At 62.8% G+C, this 17,586-nt stretch carries 11 protein-coding genes and 2 pseudogenes; 9 read left to right on the forward strand and 4 right to left on the reverse strand.

From position 1 onward, the window contains the following. On the reverse strand, positions 1-1,050 hold the full coding sequence (locus P6U27_RS28315; RefSeq protein WP_407192877.1) for a Rieske 2Fe-2S domain-containing protein: 1,050 nt from the start codon (positions 1,048-1,050) through the stop codon (positions 1-3). 290 nt (positions 1,051-1,340) lie between these two features. Next, entirely contained in the window at positions 1,341-2,987 is a 1,647-nt protein-coding gene (pgm, locus tag P6U27_RS28320) for a phosphoglucomutase (alpha-D-glucose-1,6-bisphosphate-dependent) (RefSeq protein WP_407192878.1), read from the reverse strand. Between the two features lie 136 nt (positions 2,988-3,123). Between pgm and P6U27_RS28325 the strand changes: the two are divergent. Together P6U27_RS28325 and P6U27_RS28330 are read left to right on the forward strand one after the other, a co-directional pair. Then, positions 3,124-3,426, forward strand: a pseudogene (locus tag P6U27_RS28325) (dienelactone hydrolase); the annotation flags it as partial. A 49-nt stretch (positions 3,427-3,475) separates the two neighbouring features. After that, complete coding sequence (locus P6U27_RS28330) at positions 3,476-4,270, forward strand: transglycosylase SLT domain-containing protein (RefSeq protein WP_407192879.1); 795 nt, start codon at positions 3,476-3,478, stop codon at positions 4,268-4,270. Between the two features lie 16 nt (positions 4,271-4,286). On the opposite strand, the pseudogene P6U27_RS28335 reads toward P6U27_RS28330, so the two are convergent. After that, positions 4,287-4,391, reverse strand: a pseudogene (locus P6U27_RS28335) (DNA-binding response regulator); the annotation flags it as partial. A gap of 82 nt (positions 4,392-4,473) precedes the next feature. On the opposite strand from P6U27_RS28335, the gene P6U27_RS28340 reads away from it, so the two are divergent. Beyond that, on the forward strand, positions 4,474-5,322 hold the full coding sequence (locus tag P6U27_RS28340) for an MBL fold metallo-hydrolase (RefSeq protein WP_407192880.1): 849 nt from the start codon (positions 4,474-4,476) through the stop codon (positions 5,320-5,322). A gap of 51 nt (positions 5,323-5,373) precedes the next feature. On the opposite strand, the gene P6U27_RS28345 is transcribed toward P6U27_RS28340, so the two are convergent. Continuing rightward, entirely contained in the window at positions 5,374-6,261 is an 888-nt protein-coding gene (locus tag P6U27_RS28345) for an aldose 1-epimerase family protein (protein ID WP_407192881.1), read from the reverse strand. 180 nt (positions 6,262-6,441) lie between these two features. Between P6U27_RS28345 and P6U27_RS28350 the strand changes: the two genes are divergently transcribed. The 6 genes from P6U27_RS28350 to P6U27_RS28375 all read left to right on the forward strand — a co-directional run bounded on the left by P6U27_RS28350 (position 6,442) and on the right by P6U27_RS28375 (position 17,495). Then, positions 6,442-7,545 (forward strand): glycosyltransferase family 4 protein, encoded by a 1,104-nt coding sequence (locus P6U27_RS28350; protein WP_407194490.1) that lies wholly within the window; start codon positions 6,442-6,444, stop codon positions 7,543-7,545. A 213-nt stretch (positions 7,546-7,758) separates the two neighbouring features. Then, the gene (locus tag P6U27_RS28355) at positions 7,759-8,940 is read left to right on the forward strand and encodes a glycosyltransferase (protein ID WP_245509610.1); all 1,182 of its coding nucleotides are present in this window, start codon (positions 7,759-7,761) and stop codon (positions 8,938-8,940) included. Positions 8,941-9,043: 103 nt separating this feature from the next. Next, positions 9,044-10,378 carry a hypothetical protein gene (locus P6U27_RS28360; protein ID WP_407192882.1) on the forward strand — a complete coding sequence of 445 codons (1,335 nt, stop codon included), beginning with the start codon at positions 9,044-9,046 and terminating at the stop codon, positions 10,376-10,378. A 30-nt stretch (positions 10,379-10,408) separates the two neighbouring features. Beyond that, positions 10,409-11,683, forward strand: coding sequence for a glycosyltransferase family 4 protein (locus tag P6U27_RS28365; RefSeq protein ID WP_407192883.1), 1,275 nt, complete (start codon positions 10,409-10,411; stop codon positions 11,681-11,683). After that, positions 11,680-13,071: a hypothetical protein gene (locus P6U27_RS28370; RefSeq protein ID WP_209296469.1), complete on the forward strand. Its 1,392-nt coding sequence runs from the start codon at positions 11,680-11,682 to the stop codon at positions 13,069-13,071. Before P6U27_RS28365 ends, P6U27_RS28370 begins: the two co-directional genes overlap by 4 nt. A gap of 515 nt (positions 13,072-13,586) precedes the next feature. Beyond that, positions 13,587-17,495 carry an RHS repeat protein gene (locus tag P6U27_RS28375; protein ID WP_407192884.1) on the forward strand — a complete coding sequence of 1,303 codons (3,909 nt, stop codon included), beginning with the start codon at positions 13,587-13,589 and terminating at the stop codon, positions 17,493-17,495. Positions 17,496-17,586: the final 91 nt, after the last annotated feature.

The raw sequence follows: 17,586 nt of genomic DNA on the forward strand, positions 1-17,586 counted from the left end.
CTACTCCGCGGCCTGGAGGTGCGTTGGCGCGTTTTCCTTCGCCACCATCCGGTCGATCAGCTTGCGCGACCACATCGCGCCGGCGTCGATGTTGAGGTTATAGAAGATGCGGTCGGGGTTCTCGTCCATCGCGCGCTGCTGCGCTTCGAGGATCAGCTCGTCCTCGCGGAAGATGCCGGAGACGCCCTCGCGGATCTCGGTGGTGATGCGCTGCTCGCTGATGCGATAATTGCGCACGAAGGCCCAGAAGTAATGGCAGGTCTTCTCCGTCTCCGGCGTGATGGTGTTGAGCACGAAGCCGTTGACGCCCTGCGAGCGGTCGCCTTCCGGCGCGCCGGTGCCCGTCGGCGCCACGCCGACGTCGATGGCGATGGTGCACGGCGCCTCGAAACGGATGATCTGCCAGCGATCGACGAGGCCGGGCTTGCCGAGCTGCTTGCCCCAGAACGGCGGCGGCTCGATGCCGCGCATCCAGCGCGTCACCGTCACCGTCTTCTCGCCATGGGTGACGTCGAACGGCGCTTCCGCCACCGCGTCATTTCCAATCGACGAGCCGTGCACGAAGGTCTCGTGGGTGAGATCCATGAGATTGTCGAGCACGAGACGGTAGTCGCAATTGACATGGATTGTCTTGCCATCGCCGGCCCAGGCGGGATCGTCGTTCCAGTGCATGTCGGGCACGAGCGCGGGATCGGCGAGTGCAGGATCGCCCATCCAGAGCCAGATGTAGCGATGGCGCTCGACGACGGGATAGGCGCGCACGCAGGCCGAGGGGTTGATGGTCTCCTGCGAGGGCATGAAGGCGCAGCGGCCCTGCGCATTGTATTTCAGGCCATGATAGCCGCAGACGACGGTGTCGCCCTCCAGCCGCCCCTTGGACAGCGGCACCAAGCGATGCCAGCAGGCGTCCTCCAGCGCGGCCACCGAGCCGTCAGCTTTCCGATACATCACGACATGCTTGCCGCAGATCGTCCGCGGCAGCAGCGCCGGCTTCACCTCGGCGTCCCAGGCGGCGGCGTACCAGGCGTTCATGGGGAAGGGTTTCGTCATCGGTCTCACTCCCACGGCTTATGAATACGTTATGTATACAATAGCGGGGGTACGGAAACGTTCAAGGCCAAAAATGCCGTATTATATTACCTTCATATTTCATTATGTATACATACCATCCGCTGTCATTCCCCGCGAAGGCGGGGAATCCAGTACTCCGCGGCAGACATTGGTTCACACAAACTTCAGGCGCGGCGTACTGGATCGCCCGCCTTCGCGGGCGATGACACCGGAAAAATGTGGCGGCCCTCTCGGAGGGCGAGAGAAAGGCGTGCCGGCTGCAGAACACCTTACGCCGCGAACACCTTCGCCAGGCCGGCCTGCGCTTCCTCCTGAATCCGCGTCAGGTGCTCGGCGCTGCGGAAGCTTTCGGCGTAGATCTTGTAGACATCCTCCGTCCCCGACGGCCTTGCGGCGAACCAGCCGAAATCGGTTTCGACCTTGATGCCGCCGAAGGGCTGGCCGTTGCCGGGCGCCTTGCTCAGCGTTGAGCGCACCGGATCGCCGGCGAGCTCCTCGAGGCCGAGCTGCTCGGGCGTGACGGACTTCAGGATGTTCTTTTGCGGCCCGGTCGCGGCAACGTCGATGCGCGCGTAATGGGGCATGCCGAACTCGGCGGTGAGATCGTCAAAGAGCTGGCTGGGATCGCGACCGGTCTTGGCCATGATCTCGGCAGCCAACAGGCCGAGGATGATGCCGTCCTTGTCGGTGGTCCACACCATGCCGTCGCGGCGCAGGAACGAGGCCCCTGCACTCTCCTCGCCGCCGAAGCCGAAGCTGCCGGTGAGAAGGCCGTCGACGAACCATTTGAACCCGACCGGCGTCTCGACCAGCCTACGACCGAGCTTCTTGGCGACGCGGTCAATGATCGAGCTCGACACCACGGTCTTGCCGATCGCAGCACTCTTGCCCCAGTTCGGGCGATGCGCGAAGAGGTAGGAGATCGCGGTCGCCAGATAATGGTTCGGATTCATCAGGCCGCCGGTGCGGGTGACGATGCCGTGGCGGTCGGCGTCGGTGTCGTTGGCAAAGGCGACGTCGAAGCGGTCGCGCATGCCGATCAGGCTCGCCATCGCGTAAGGCGAGGAGCAGTCCATGCGGATCTTGCCGTCCCAGTCGACCGTCATGAAGCGGAAGGTCGGATCGATCGCCTGGTTCACGACGGTGGCGTTGAGGCCATGGCGCTCGATGATCGGATGCCAGTACTGCACGGCGGCACCTCCGAGAGGATCGATGCCGATATTGACGCCGGCGGATTTGACGAGATCGAGATCGACGACATTGCCGAGATCGGCGACGTAGGGGGTGACGAAGTCGTAGGCGTGGACGTTCGCCGCCTTGCGCGCCTTGGCATAGTCGATGCGCTTCACGTCCTCGAGATCGCCGGCGAGATAGGCGTTGGCGCGCTTCTCGACGACGCCGGTCACATCCGTATCGGCCGGGCCGCCATGCGGCGGATTGTATTTGTAGCCGCCGTCTTCCGGCGGATTGTGGGAGGGCGTGATGACGACGCCGTCGGCGAGGCCGCTGGTGCGGGCCTTGTTGTAGGTGAGGATGGCGTGTGAGATGACAGGCGTCGGCGTGTAGCCGCCGTCCTTGTCGATCATGATGTCGACGCCGTTGGCGGCGAACACTTCGATGGCGCTGACCAGCGCCGGCTCAGCCAGCGCGTGGGTATCGATGCCGATGAAGAGCGGACCTGTCAGGCCCTTTTCTCTTCTGTAATCACAAATGGCTTGCGTGGTCGCGAGGATGTGGCCTTCGTTGAACGTGTTCTTGTACGAGGTGCCGCGATGGCCCGACGTGCCGAACGCCACGCGCTGCGCCGGATCGGACGCATCCGGCTTGCCGGCGAAATAGGCCGTCACCAGCCGCGGAATATTGGTGAGCGCGTCCGGCGAAGCCTGCTTGCCCGCCGCGGGATGAACATCAGCCACTGAAATATCCTCGTTCTGTCGTGAGTGCGGGACACCATAGCATCGGCCGTGCCCCCGCCAAGGGCACAACACGCGCGAGGGGGAAGGCGTTCCTTGGGTTGTGGTTCGCATGACATGCGGGACAACCGCTCCGGATCTCAGCCACGGCATTCTGAGCCCGCCAGATCCGCTGCCGCCACCGCACCAGCTCAATGAGGCCGCGCGGGCCGAGTTCGCGCGCTATCTCGCAAGCATGCTGCCGCACAAGGCTTTTGCCGTGTCGCCGAACGGCGGCTACGGCTGGCGCGCGGGTCGCGCCTCAGCCGACGACGCCGGGCGCGACTCGCTGGCGGCCTGCATGAAATGGTCGCCCGTCTGCACGCTCTATGCGGTCGATGACCAGCTGACGGAGCCTTCGCAAGCAAGGTCCACTGATCAGAGCGCCCGCGCGCGCCAGTGACCTCGCGCCAGAGGCCGGTTTGTTAACTCCGGAGCGCTATGACAAACCCATGCTGTGGGATCGGGCACGCTTCATACTCGGCGCGATGTGGAGACACCTCGCGGTCGGCCTGCTCTTGTCGGCCCCGATCGGTGCACATGCCGGCGACGGCGATATCGACGGGCCGCACACGACCTCGACGATCGCGAACGCCAACACGGAGCTCGGTGCCGGCGAAACGCCGTCATCGCGGGCCATGATCCGGAAGATCATCGAGAGAGAAACCAAAAGCACCGATTTACCGGCCGATATCGCCGAAGCGGTCGTCTTCGTCGAAAGCGGCTATAACCCGGCGATCATCGGCAGTGCGGGCGAAATCGGCCTGATGCAGGTGCGCCCCGAGACGGCGGCGATGCTGGGCTTCCGCGGGAGCAATGCGGAATTGGCCGAGCCTGATATCAACATCCATTACGGGGTGCTTTATCTCAGCCGGGCTTGGCAGCTGGAGGGCGGCGACCTCTGCCGCGCCCTGATGAAATACCGGGCAGGTCATGGCGAAGAGGAGATGACCGCGCGGTCGCAGGTCTATTGCAACCGGGCCCGCAACCGTCTCGTTGCCATGAACGCCTCGTCGGCAGGGACCGAAGCTGCGGCTGCTCCGGATCCGCCGCCCCCGGTCGCTGCTCCGGCTCCGGCAAAACCGGCGAGCCGCCCGAAGATCGCGGTGCAGCCCAAAGCGGTCTATGCCCGCTACCGTCAAGGCACCGCGACCGCCAGCCGCGCCTATTGGGCCGCACACGAGGCCCGCATCAGCCAGATCAAGGCACGCATCGAAGCACGATGGAAGCGCGTCGCATCGCGCTGACGATGATGTCCTACAACCGCTCACTGAGCGCGAACTCTGCGCGCGCGAGCAGATCGCTCAAGTTGATCGGCTTGGTGACGTAGTGGTCGCCGGCGACCTCGAGCCCGAGGCTGCGATCCATGCCACCGGCAGCCCGCCGCGGCTTGCTCGGCCGCACGCTTCGCATCTACTGTGCTCCAAAGCCTGCACTTGGAGGTGGCGTCATGGAGGTCATACTGCTCGGCACCGGCGGTCCGCGCCCGGACCCGCGCCGCATGGCGACCACCACGCTGATCAGGCTCGGCGACGAGAATATCCTGTTCGACGCAGGCCGCGGCGTCGTGGTGCAGCTCAGCAAGGCCGGCGTGCCGCTCGGCGCCATCAACACGGTCTTTCTCACGCATCACCATTTCGACCACATCGGCGACCTCTACGACGTGATGCTGAATTCATGGATGGACGGGCGCAAGGACGAGCTGCGCGTCTATGGACCGCCGGATACCGAGCGGCTCGTCAGCACGCTGATCACGCAGGTCTACGACAAGGACATCGCGTGGCGGGATAAGGGCGAACCCAGCTTCGGCGGCTGGAAGCCTGTCGTCGCAATGGACATCGTGCCGGGTCCTGTTCTCGACACCGGGCGCTGGAAGATCAGCGCCGAGCTGGTCTCGCATGGCGATGGCCTCGACATGCCGCCGGCCTTCCTCGCGCGCTGGATGTGTCTCGGCTACCGCTTCGAAGCGCAGGGCAAGATCATCGCAATTTCCGGCGACACCGTGCCCTGCCCCGGGCTCGAGCGGCTGGCTGAGGGAGCCGACCTGCTGGTCCAGTGCTGCTTTCTCGCCACGCCGGAGATCAACAACGAGCATTTGCGCCGGCTTGCGAAATACACGATCGCCTGTGGCGACACGGTCGGCAAGATCGCGGCCAAGGCCGGCGTCAAGAAGCTCGCGCTGACCCATCACCGGCCGCGCACCGATGATGCCATGTTGAACGCGCTGCTCGAGGATGTCAGGCAGGACTATGCGGGGCCGGTCGTGCTCGGCGAGGATCTCACGCGTATCGAGGTCTGAGCATCATCGAAGCACGCGCGCCGCAAACATGCGTGCGGAATCTGTTCGGCGTCAGGACGATCCGACCTCGATCCGGTAGGACAACTCTTCTTCAGCGCCCGGCGCGATGTGCATCAGGCCCGGCTTGTCGGTGAACTCGCCGTCGAAGCCGGCGGGACTGGCATAGCCGCGCCAGGGCTCGATGCAGAGGAACGGCGCACCTGACGGTTTCGACCAGACGCCGAGTTCGCGAAAGCCGCGCCAGGACATTTTCAGCCAGGGCCCCATCGATGCCCCCTGCCCCGCGGCATAGCGGACCGAAGTGCTCTCGATCCGGTCGAAGATGATGGCGTCGTCGGCGAACAGGGATTCGGACAAGGGCAGCGCGGCACCTTTGACCGGGCTCGGCTGCACTGCCGGGCGCAGCAGTCCACCATCGAGACGGCGGACGGGAGACGACTCTGCGCGCGCGAAGGTCAGCGCATAGTCCTGCTTTGCCGCGTCGGACTGCAGCGGCCAGTTGAAGGCGGGATGGCCGCCGATCGAAGCCGGCAATGTCTCCTTGCCGGTGTTGGCGATCGTGAGCGTCAGATCGAGACCGGAATCATCGATCGCATAGGCGGCCGTGAGCCGGAACGGGAACGGATAGAGCGCGCGCGTCGCCTCATTGTCATGGAGCACCAGGGTGCAGCGGCTCTCGCCGCGCTCTGCCCACACAAAGCGGCTGTCGCGGGCAAAGCCGTGCTGGGTCATCTGATACGATTTGCCCTGGTGCAGCAATTCGTCATTCGCAAGACGCCCGACGATGGGAAACAGCAGCGGCGCGTGACGCGGCCATTCCGGCCCCGCCTGCCAAAGGAATTCGATGCCGCCGTCCTTCAGCGAGCACAGCTCGGCGCCGTGCGCCTTGATGGTTGCGGTGAGGGAGCCGCTGCGAAGGGAGTGGGTGTCGTCGGTCATTGCCGACCTCTACACCGCGGACTCAGACGCAGCAAGGCAGCGCCGGCCATGCAGGCGGCGCCTCGGAGCCATGCCGAGCTGCGTCATATTTCTGTACCTAACGATTGCTCACTTGCGGTTCCTCCACCGCGAGCTCCCCGGGACCCCGGCCGGGACTCCATGAACCATCGTGGTAGCCAATTGAAATTCTTCATCAACGGCCGCTTTCTGTCGCAAAAGCTCACGGGCGTTCAGCGCTATGCCGCTGAAGTGGTCAAGGCCATCGACGTGCTGCTGGCGTCTGAGCAGACTCCAGCCTCGCTGCGCAATGCGGACTGGCAGTTGCTGACGCCTGCGGATGCAAGCGAGAGCCTTGATCTCGAGCGGATCAAGATCCGCGCAGTCGGCCGGTTGCATGGACATGCGTGGGATCAAATCGATCTCGCGCGCGCCGCCGCCGGAGGCCGCCTGATCAGTCTGGCCAATTCCGGTCCCGTCTTCCATCGCGACCACCTCGTCGTGATCCACGACGCCCAGGTCTTTCGCCGGCCCGACTTCTTCAACTGGCGCTATCTGGCAGTTCACCGAACCATGGGCCGGCTGCTCGCCCGGCGCGCAAGCATCGCAACCGTATCGGCTTTTTCGCGCGGAGAGCTCGCCGAGGTGTTGAATCTATCGGCAACAGAGATCCCGGTCTTCCCCAACAGCGCAGAGCACTTCGCCAAGACGAAACCAGATCCCGGCATCATTGCCCGGCTCGGCCTTCAACCGCAGAAATTCTTCCTTTATGTGGGCTCGAGGACCAAGAACAAGAATCTTTCCGTCGCGATCCGCGCCATCCAGCTGCTCGATCGGCCCGACGTTCCCCTGGTCATCGTCGGCGGCGATAACAGTAAAGTCTTTCAGGACAATTCGGGCGTAGGGGCTGCAGGCCTGCTGCTTGCTGGCCGTCTGACCGACAGCGAGATTGCAGCTCTCTATGCGCATGCATCGGCATTCGTGTTTCCCTCGCTCTATGAGGGATTCGGCGTGCCGCCGCTCGAAGCCATGATCTTCGGTTGCCCGGTCATCGCTTCGACGGCTGATGCCGTCGTGGAGACGTGCGGTGACGCGGCCGCGTATTTTCGCGCCACCGATGCCGAAGCATTGAAGCAGCTCATGCTCGAAAGATTGGCAGCGGGCGCGATCTCGGACCAGGAACGCATGCGGCAACAGGATCGCGTGACATTCTATTCGTGGAAAAAATCGGCGAAGGCTCTGCTCGATCACCTCGCAGCGCCGGCGAACGTCGCCAGCGCTGCTTGAAATTCGACGCAGCTCGCCTCTCGCGCGCAAGGGTTTTTGCACAAACGATTTGCAACTCGGGGCTCCTTGCATAGTTCCATGAAAATTTCTCGTTCTTGCGGGTGATCGCACGCACGAAGAGCTTGGCGCAACATGACCACATCGCTGCCCCAATATCGCTACGTATTCGAGGAACTGTGTTTCGCAGTAGCGAACTCAGAACAGGGATACACGATGTCCGGCTCTCCAACGCGGCCCTACGCAAGGCAGACGATGAAAGTGCTGCACGTCGCCGAGACGATCCGCGGCGGGATTGCCAGCTATCTGAACGAGTTGCATCCGCAGCAACAGGCGAGCTTCGGCGCCGACAACGTGCACTATGTCGTGCCCTCGGATCATCGTCGCGATCTCGGCGCGATCGATGACAGCCAGATTACGACGTTCGAGCGGACCGGCCGCAGCGTCTCCGGGCTGTTCCAGATGTTGCGCGCAAGCATGCAAGCACTCGACGCCTTCCGGCCGGACGTGGTGCATTTGCATTCCTCCTTTGCAGGCCTCGTGCTCCGGCCCGTGCTGGCGGCCCGCTCGAACGGCCCGCGTGTGGTCTATTGCCCACACGGCTGGGCATTTTCGCGCGAGACCGGTCGTCTCAGCCATCTCATCACGAAGGCAGCAGAAAATCTTCTCGCGCGCACGTCGGACCGGATCATCTGCATCTCCGGTGACGAGTATAATGAGGCGGTCCGCGCGGGAATTCCCGCCGAGCGCCTCACCATCGTCCACAATGGCATCTCGAAGAGCCGCACGCCGCAGCCCGTCGCGGCGGACTGGACAACATCCAAGAAAGTCAAGGTGCTGTTCATTGGACGCCTGGACCGGCAGAAGGGCTTTGATCTCCTGATCGAAGCGGCGCGCTCGCTCGAGGATGTGCTCGACATCCGCATGGTCGGTGCCTCCGTCGTCAACAAGTATGAAGGCCCGACGGTCCCATCCAACGTGAGCCTGCTGGGCTGGCTGGACCGCCCGACCATCGAGACCCAGCTCGAGGCCGCCGACCTCGTCGTGATTCCATCACGATGGGAAGCCTTCGGTCTCGTTGCCCTGGAAGCGATGCGCGCAGCCAAGCCCATCCTGGCGTTCCGTAGCGGCGCATTGCCCGAGATCGTCGTCGATGGCGTCACGGGCGTGCTCTGCGAACCCGTCGCCGTTCAGCCGCTCGTCGACGGGTTCCGGCGAGCGCTCGATCTCGATCTCAAGGTGCTGGGACAGCGCGGCTACGACCGCTTCAAGCAGCTGTATGACGTTCAGAAGACGCATGGAGAATTGCAGCAGGTCTATGTCGAGCTCCTTCAGGACGACCAGACACCGGTCGAAGCGAAAGCGGGACTGCAGTCGGATCTCTCAAAGAATTTCTGATGAGCAAAATGCACGGTTGCCCCTGCAGATGCAGGAGATCGCGATGGCAATGCCCTGGGCCGGGCTTGATGTCACCGCCAGTGCGTCGCGCGTGATCTAGACCATGACACGCCCACGCACCTTGGTCCGCGACAGAGTCCTCCGCCTCGCGGGCCTCATCTCGTCCATTGTTCTGTCGGTCCCTGCCTGCGCTCAGCAGGCTCAACCGCTCGACACGCGATTCCTGCTCGGCGTCGGCACCCATCAGGGGCTGGGCGGGCCGGTGAGCGAGCGCGGATACGTGCCCGCAGAGAACATCGCCCAGATCAAGCAACTCGGCTTCAACGCCTTCCGCGACGATTTTCCCTGGTCCGATTTCGAGGTCGGCGGACGCCGGATGGGCTTCACGCCCAGGCTCGGCAGGCTCGAAGCGCAAGTCAAATCCGGCGTCGCGCGTCCCCTCCTGATCCTCGCCTTCGGCCATCATCTCGTTCCGAATTCCTCGCCGCCAACGACCGATGAGGCGCGGCAGCGGTTCGCGGACTATGCTGCCGCGGCGGCGCAATCGGTCGTGGCGCAGCATCCCCTGTTCGAGCTCTGGAACGAGTGGAACCTGGCGGCGAAGAAGGATGCCGCCTTCTCGCCGGAGAACTATCTGGCGCTTGCCGAGGCCACACGACCGGCGGTCAAGCGGGTGGCGCCGAACGCGCCTTTCCTGGTTGGCGCGCTCGGCGACGATCCGGGCTGGACATGGACGGAGAAGATGCTGCGGACCGGCATTCTGCAATATGCCGACGGCGCGTCGATCCATCTCTACAATTTCTGCATGGGCCCGAGCAAACGCAGCTCGGCCGAAATCATCGAGCGGCTCACGGCGTTTCACCGGCTCGTCGGCCAGGCGAGCGGAAATGCCGACTTCCCGATCTATGTCACCGAGACGGGCTGGACCACGCCCACCAACAAATGCGGCGTCAGCGAACAGGCCCAGGCCGACAATACGGCGCAGCTCATCCTGTGGGCGTCGACCGCGACGCGCTGGCTCAAGGGGATCTGGATTTACGAGCTCAAGGACAGCGGCAAGAATCCATCGGAGCTGGAGCATAACTTTGGCCTTTATCGCTTCGACAATTCGCCAAAGCCCGTCGCCTGTGCAGCCCAGGGCGCCTGGGCCTTCATTCGCTCCAGCCTGAGTGCCGAGCGACGCGAGCTCGCCAGCGGCGTCGTTTCGATCAATGCATCCACGACGTCCGGCGGCAGAGTCGCGGTCTGGTCCGAGGCTCCGGATCGACGTTACGAAATCCGGCTCAAAGGCGATCAGCAGGGCGCTACCTATGCACTGCCGTGCGATGCGGCCGCAACACCTGCATCCGGGGCCTGGATTCCGGTTTCGAGCACACCGGTTCTGATTGCAGCCAAGAACGGTGCCGCTCCCGCCCTGGAGATAAGGCCGGCGCGGTAGGCGCGATTTTTGAAGACATGAGGTTACGTGATGAAAGTTCTTTTGACGTCCACGCTTTATCCGACGCCTCAGGCACCAAAGATCGTTGGCGGTGCAGAGATCTTCGCGCGACGTTTCGCCGAAGGCCTGGTGCAGCGCGGAGACGAGGTGGAGGTGATACGGACCGCATCGTCCCCTGGGCAGGAGCGCGAAAGCTGCAACGGCATCAACGTCTATTCCGCGCCGGTGCGGAACATCTATCTGCCCTTCATGGAGCAGAAGAACGCCGCTTTACGCGGCGTCTGGCACGCGATCGACGACTGGCAGATGCAGGCGCCCCTGATCGCGGAGCGAGTCCGGGCCTTCAAGCCGGACGTGCTGCACTCCAACAATTTGTCGGGTCTCACCACCGCGATCTGGCGCGTTGCCGCCCAGCTCGGCGTGCCGGTGCTGCATACGCTTCACGACTACTATCTGACCTGTCCACGCTGCTCCCGCTTCGACAAGGGACGGTCTTGCGAGCACACCTGCACGAGCTGCGGAATTCTGAGCTTTCATCGCAAGCGGGCCACACATTGGCTGAGCGCCGTGGTCGGCGTGAGCGAGCGTGTGCTGTCGATTCATACCGATATGGGCATGTTCTCGGAGACGCCGATCCGCACCGTGATCCGCAACGCCTCGACCGAGCCGCCGCGCGCGCCCTACCCTCGTTCGATCTGCACCACGGAAGTGACGTTCGGGTTCATTGGCCGCCTCACCGAGGAAAAGGGCATCGACAACCTGATGCGGGCCCTTGCTATGCTGCCCCGTGATCGCATCCGGATGCTGATCGCCGGCCGGGTCAGCGACGAGGAGCAACGACGCCTCAGGGCGCTCGCTCCGGACGCGCGCATCGAGTTCATGGGCTTTGTCTCGCCGGACGATTTCTACAGGCAGGTCGACGTGGTGATAGCCCCGTCGATCTGGCACGACCCCGGTCCACTCGTCGTTGCAGATGCCAAGGCGGCCGGCAGGCCGCTGCTCGGAACGCGCTTTGGCGGCATGCCCGAGGTCATCAAGCACGGCGTGACGGGCTGGCTGACCGACGCAGATCCCAAATCCCTGGCCAGGAGCATGCTCGCAGTCGCGTCGGATCCGCACAAGATCGACGAGATCAGCCGACGCCTGATCGCCGATACCAACAAATGGATATTTGCCGACGTGCTGTCTTCATACAAGAACCTGTATGAGCAATTGCGCGAGCAACGGATGTCGCGCATGCGCGCAGCAATGACTGAAGCGCCACAGGGATCGACCGTCGGCAAGGAGCGCCTCATTCCGAGATGACACGCCTCTTCGCGATGGCGGGCTACGTCTACCAGAGTGCCGCGGCGATCATCCTGATCTTCGCGCTCAGCCATCTGCTGCCCGCCGCCGCCTACACCAGTTTCTCCTTCACCCTGGCCTCTAGCCAGTTGCTCTGCGTCCTCATGTTCGAGTGGCTCCAGCTTGCCGGACTGCGCTTTCTGGCGGCAGCGAGGGAGAAGGAGGCGGCGCGGCTGAGATGGTCGCTCTTTGCCGCAGGCCTGTCGAGTGCGGGCGCGCTCGTCGTGATCGGGAGTTGTGCATCCTTGGCCAGCGCGCTCCCGACAGGGATCATCGCGCTTGGCCTCGGCATATCCGTGCTTCAGGGCCTGACGGATCTCTATTTCCTGTCGGTCCGCCTCTCCGATCGGCTGGGCATCGCGTCCTTTCTTCTTGCGTTCCGGGCCACCGCTCTTCTGGCCGGGGCCGCCGCGGGAGCAGCGATTTCAGGAACGGCCGAAGCGGCGCTGCTCGGCGTTAGCGCCGGCCACGCACTGGGCCTTGTCGCGGCGCTGGCGGCCTATCGCACCCCCCTGGAACGCGTTTCGCTGCAGACGATGCTCGCCGACTGGGGGGATTTCTCCCGTTACGGCATGCTCGCCGCAGCCGCATCCGTCATCCATCTGTCGGTGCCGGTGCTGCTCCGGATCATCGTCATTGGCCGGCTGGGTGCGACGGGGGCTGGCGCCGGCTTCTCGATTGCGCTCGACCTGCTGCAGCGCCCGTTCTGGGTTCTCAATGCGGCGATCCACACCGTGAGCTATCCCGAAGTCGTCAACGATTTCGAGCACGGGACCGGCGCAAAATCAGTGCAATCGGCGCGCCGGATGTTCGAGTTCATGATCTGCACGACCCTCGTGCTGCTCGGCGGGCTGGTCGGCTTCATTCCTGATGCTGCGCGGATCCTGGTGCCGCACGAGAGCCTGGGTGGATTCCTGGAGACGGCGCCGGCGATCGCGGCCTTCTATTTCCTGCATACCCATTTGCAGGCGACGATCGCGGTTGTCCCCCATCTCGAGAAGCTGGCGACCAGGCTGGTGCTGGTCGCGGCCGGCCAGCTCGCCATCGTCGTGGCCCTCTCCCTGGTCGCGGCGTCGGCCGGCCTGTCGCCGCGAGGGGCGGTGAACTGCGCTTCGCTCGCCACCCTCGCAACGATTCTGGTCGCGCTGGGTCCTACGCTGCGGTTTGAGGCATTTCCGCGCGGGTCATTGGTCGCGCAGGCGCTGGTGGCCGCAATCCTGATCGGCTCGCTCGGTTCGATGCCGACGGAGCCTGCGGCATGGCTCGGCGGCAAGATCGTGATCGCCGCGCTCGCGACTGCGATCATCGCATGGCGCGGCGACTTTCTCATGCTCACCCGCCGCAGCTGATTCGCCGTACCCGTGGTTGCGGCACGGAACCAGCCTCGCGTCCCGATTCCCGCTGTGCGTGCGTGCACCATCATGAACGGCACCACAACTGCTGCGTGCAACCCCTATAATTTAACCGCCCGTAGAAACGGCATTTGCAAACGTCCTGTGCAGAAACTATGGACTGCAGGTGAAGATGCCCGTCGGATTGCGGACACGGCAGAGCGCCCTTAGCCGGCATCGAGCACTGCAAGAGTGCCGCGTGTTCCATTGCAAGCTCGTCGTGTTCGTACGGCTTGCGCATACACATTCAGCAGTGCAAAACGCGAAAATCTTGAAAGTGCCTTCCTCGCGCCATCCTGCACCGGCATCGCATCAATATTCTGCTACGACACGAGCAAATCAGTTCCTGCACAAGGAACTTCCTTCGCTCGCGATTTGTAGCTTTCATTTTTATCTGAAATTCACACTCGATAGAGAAGCTTGAACGCAAATCCCTGCGAGCAATTTCGCTCGCGATGAAACTAGAGTGTGCAATGTCCGATCAAACCGTCCTGTCCGCCAGCGGCTTCGTCAACTCCATCGGCGTCAACACGCACGCCGGCTTCGGGTGGACCGACTACAACAATCTCGCACTGATGGTCGACAACCTGAAGTACCTCGGCGTCAGCCATCTCCGCGACGCGATGGGAACCAGCCCGGCTTCACAACCGATGGTTGATGGCTTGGCCGCTGCCGGTTACAAGTTCGACTTCCTGGTATCGTCCGCCCTGCCTCAGACAGGCGCAACCGGGCTGCAGAACTACATCGTCTCGCTCGAGAAGTTCGCGGCGAGCCATCCGGGAAGCATCAGCGCCATCGAAGGTCTCAACGAGGCCAATCACCAGCCCTTCAGCTACAATGGCAGCTCGAGCCTCAGTGCCGCGGCTCAGTTCCAGAGCGCGCTCTATCAGGCCGTCAATTCCAACGCCGCGCTCGCCAACACCCCCGTCTACAATCTGTCGCTGGCCTACAACGATCCGCAAGGCTACAGCCAGCTCGGCAACATGTCGGGCTCGGTCGACTACGCCAACGCGCACGCCTATGTCAGCACCAGCCTGACTCCGAGCAGCTCCATTGCGGCAACGCTGAGCGCCGTCTCGACCGCGGCGCCGGGGAAGCCTGTCGTCATCACGGAAACCGGTTACACCACGCAAGCCAACACGCAGTATCTCGGCGTCGACGAGACGGTGCAGGCAAAGTCGATCCTGAACACGCTGGTCGATGCCTACAAGGCCGGCGTGAGCGCGACCTATCTCTACGAGATGTTCGACCGCGATTCCTCCGCCGCCAATACCGATCCGGAAGCGAACTTCGGGCTGTTCAACTCCGACGGCACGCCGAAGCTAGCCGCGACGGCGATTCACAACCTGACGACCATTCTGGCCGACGACGGCAAGGGCGGACTGCAGCCGACTGATCCATTGAACTACACCCTCAGCAACATGCCGGCCTCGGGCAACAGCATGGTGCTCGGCAAGAGCAACGGCGCCTACGAGCTCGTCGTCTGGGCCGAGCCGAAGCTCTGGAACGATGCGACCGATACCGAGATATCCAATCCGACCCAGACGGTCACGGTGAACCTCGGGGCCGTCCATCACACGGTCAAGGTGTACGACACGCTGACGGGAACCACGGCGATCGCCAGCTATACCGACGTCAGCACGATCACCGTTCCGGTCAGCGATCATCCGCTGGTCATCGAGATCGACGCGCCTGCGACCACCCCGACTCCCCCGGACACCCGGACCAGCGTCAGCGGCACGGCCGCCGAGATCGCGCCGCAACTGTCCGACCTCAGCAAGTCGACGGCGCTGCAGAGCATCACGCTGACCGACTCGCACGTCCTGCCGGTCGCCTCGAAGGCGACGATGGACTACATCATCGCCCATTACGGCAGCGCGCTGTCCAAGATCCAGGGTGGATATTCCTTCTCGGTGACGAACACGGCCGCGACCTGGAGCAACACTCTCACTTACGATTCCACCGGAACGCTTACCGCGAATTCCAATACCGGTCTGGATGACAGCGGCCGCCCCTTCACGACCACCATAGACTATTCCGACGGCTCGCAGGATTCCTTCGGCTATACCAATGGAATCAAGACGGCGCTGATCCATCTTGCAACCGATGGCACGAGAACCACCGATACCTATACAATCGGGGGCGTTCTCGTCAGCGAAGTGGTGCAGAAGGCCAGCGGGGCCTACTCCACGACGCTCTACACCGATGGGGTGAAGACGAGGGCCTACATCCTGAATGCCGATGGCACCCAGGACAACTACGCCTATAACATCACCGGCCAGAGCTACACGACCGAGGTTCAGCACTTGGATGCGGCGGGGCATGTCACGAGTGTGACCCGGACCCATGCGGACGGTACGCTGGAATCGACGCAGCTGTTTAACAGCGACGGCAGCAGCGCGATCACGCTTTACAGCGCCGCCGGCGTCAAGCAGGTCGAGACCGATTATCACGCCGATCACAGCATCGATGTCTGGACCTCCAACATCGTCGGGCAGAGCTATACCTCCGAACACGCCGTCTACGACCGCACCGGCTTTCTCACCTCGTTGCAGCGCAGCCACGCCGACGGCAGCCTGGCGTTCAGCCTGGTCCAGAGCACCGACGGGACCAGGACAACCGACTGGTACGACGCCACCGGACATCTCACGAGTGAAGTGGTCCAGAAGGCCGACGGCTATTATTCGACCGCACTCTTCAGCAACGGGGCCGAAACTGCGGCCTATGTCCGCAACGCGGACGGCAGCCAGGACAATTACAGCTACGGCATAACGGGTCAGAGTTTCACGACGCTGATCCAGCACGTCGATCCTACGGGTAAGGTGACCGCCGTCACCCGGAAGCATGCCGACGGAACGCTCGACTATACCCAGGTGATCAACAACGATGGCAGCAGCGTCGTCGTCAACTACGACAGCACGGGAACGAAGATTAGCGAGACGGATGCACACGCCGACGGCAGCAAAGACCTTTGGCTCTACAACATCACTGGGCAGAACTACACGATCGAGCACGATCATTATGATGCAACGGGCTTTCTGACCTTGCTCGAGCGCAGCCACGCCGACGGCACCCTGGCTTTCACGCTGAAGCAGACCAGTGGCGGCGCCAAGACATCCGACTGGTATGATGGGACGGGCACCCTCACCAGCGAGGTCGTGCAAAACGCCGACGGCTCGAGTTCGACGACCGTCTACGCCAATGGCGTAAAGACGGCCGCCTACATCACCAATGCCGACCAGAGCCACGATAACTACAGCTACAACATCGCGGGCCAGAGTTATACGACCGAGCATCAACACCTCGACGCAGCAGGCCACATCACCGACGTCACCCGAACGCATTCTGACGGCACGCTTGATTACGTCCAGCACATCAATGCCGATGGCAGCAGCTCTGTCAGCAACTACGATGCCAGGGGCAACAAGACGGACGAGACCGATCATCATGCCGACGGGTCGAAGGATGTCTTCCTGTATGATGTCGTCGGTCAGAACTATACCACCGAGCACGACACCTACGATTCGACGGGCTTTCTCACCAACATCGTCCGCACCCACGCCGACAACAGCCTGGCCTTCACGCTGGTGCAGACGTCCGGCGGTACGAAGACCTCCGATTGGTACGACGCGAGCGGAACGCTGACGAGCGAGGTGACGACAAGATCAGACGGTTATAGCTCGACGACGATCTATACCGGCGGCGTGAAAAGCGCCGCTTACATCACTAACCCCGACGGAACCTCGGACAATTGGAGCTACAACATCACCGGTCAAAGCTACACCACCCAGCACCAGCATCTGGATGCTGCCGGGCATGTCGTAGCAATCACCCGGACTCACGCGGACGGCACCCTGGATTACACCCAGGTGCTCAACAACGACGGCAGCACGCTGACCGACATCTATGACAGCAGCGGGACCAAGACCCAGGAGATCGCTCAACATGCCGACGCCAGCAAGGACATCTTTCTCTTCAACTTCAACGGGCAGGCCGGCACGACGCAGCACGAGAAGTACAACTCGGCTGGTGCTCTGCAGTCCTTCGACGACGTGAAGCCGGATGGCACCCACAACGTGACGGCGGTCGCCGCCGGAATCAGCATCCAGGGCGGAAATGGTGACGATCTGTTTTCGTCGGCGCCGAATTCAACCACTATCCTCTACGATCATGGCCATGATCAGATCCTGAACTTCAAGGCAGGCGACACGGCAAATCACGATACGATTGCGATTTCCAAGCTATTGGTGTCCGATTACGGCCACCTCCAAATGTCGCAATGGGGGACGGACGTGGCGATCCAGTTGTCGGCAAACGACTCGATCCTGATCAAGAACAATTACGTCACCAATCTTACCAGCCATGACTTTGCCTTCGTTTGAACCGGCGGACGGCTAATCTTCGGCTTCTCTTTGACGAAGAAGGGTTGGATCGCCGCTTGCGATCCGACCCTTCGATCAACCTTTAGGCCCT

The organism is Bradyrhizobium sp. STM 3566 (assembly GCF_045571445.1).
Taxonomy (GTDB): domain Bacteria; phylum Pseudomonadota; class Alphaproteobacteria; order Rhizobiales; family Xanthobacteraceae; genus Bradyrhizobium; species Bradyrhizobium vignae.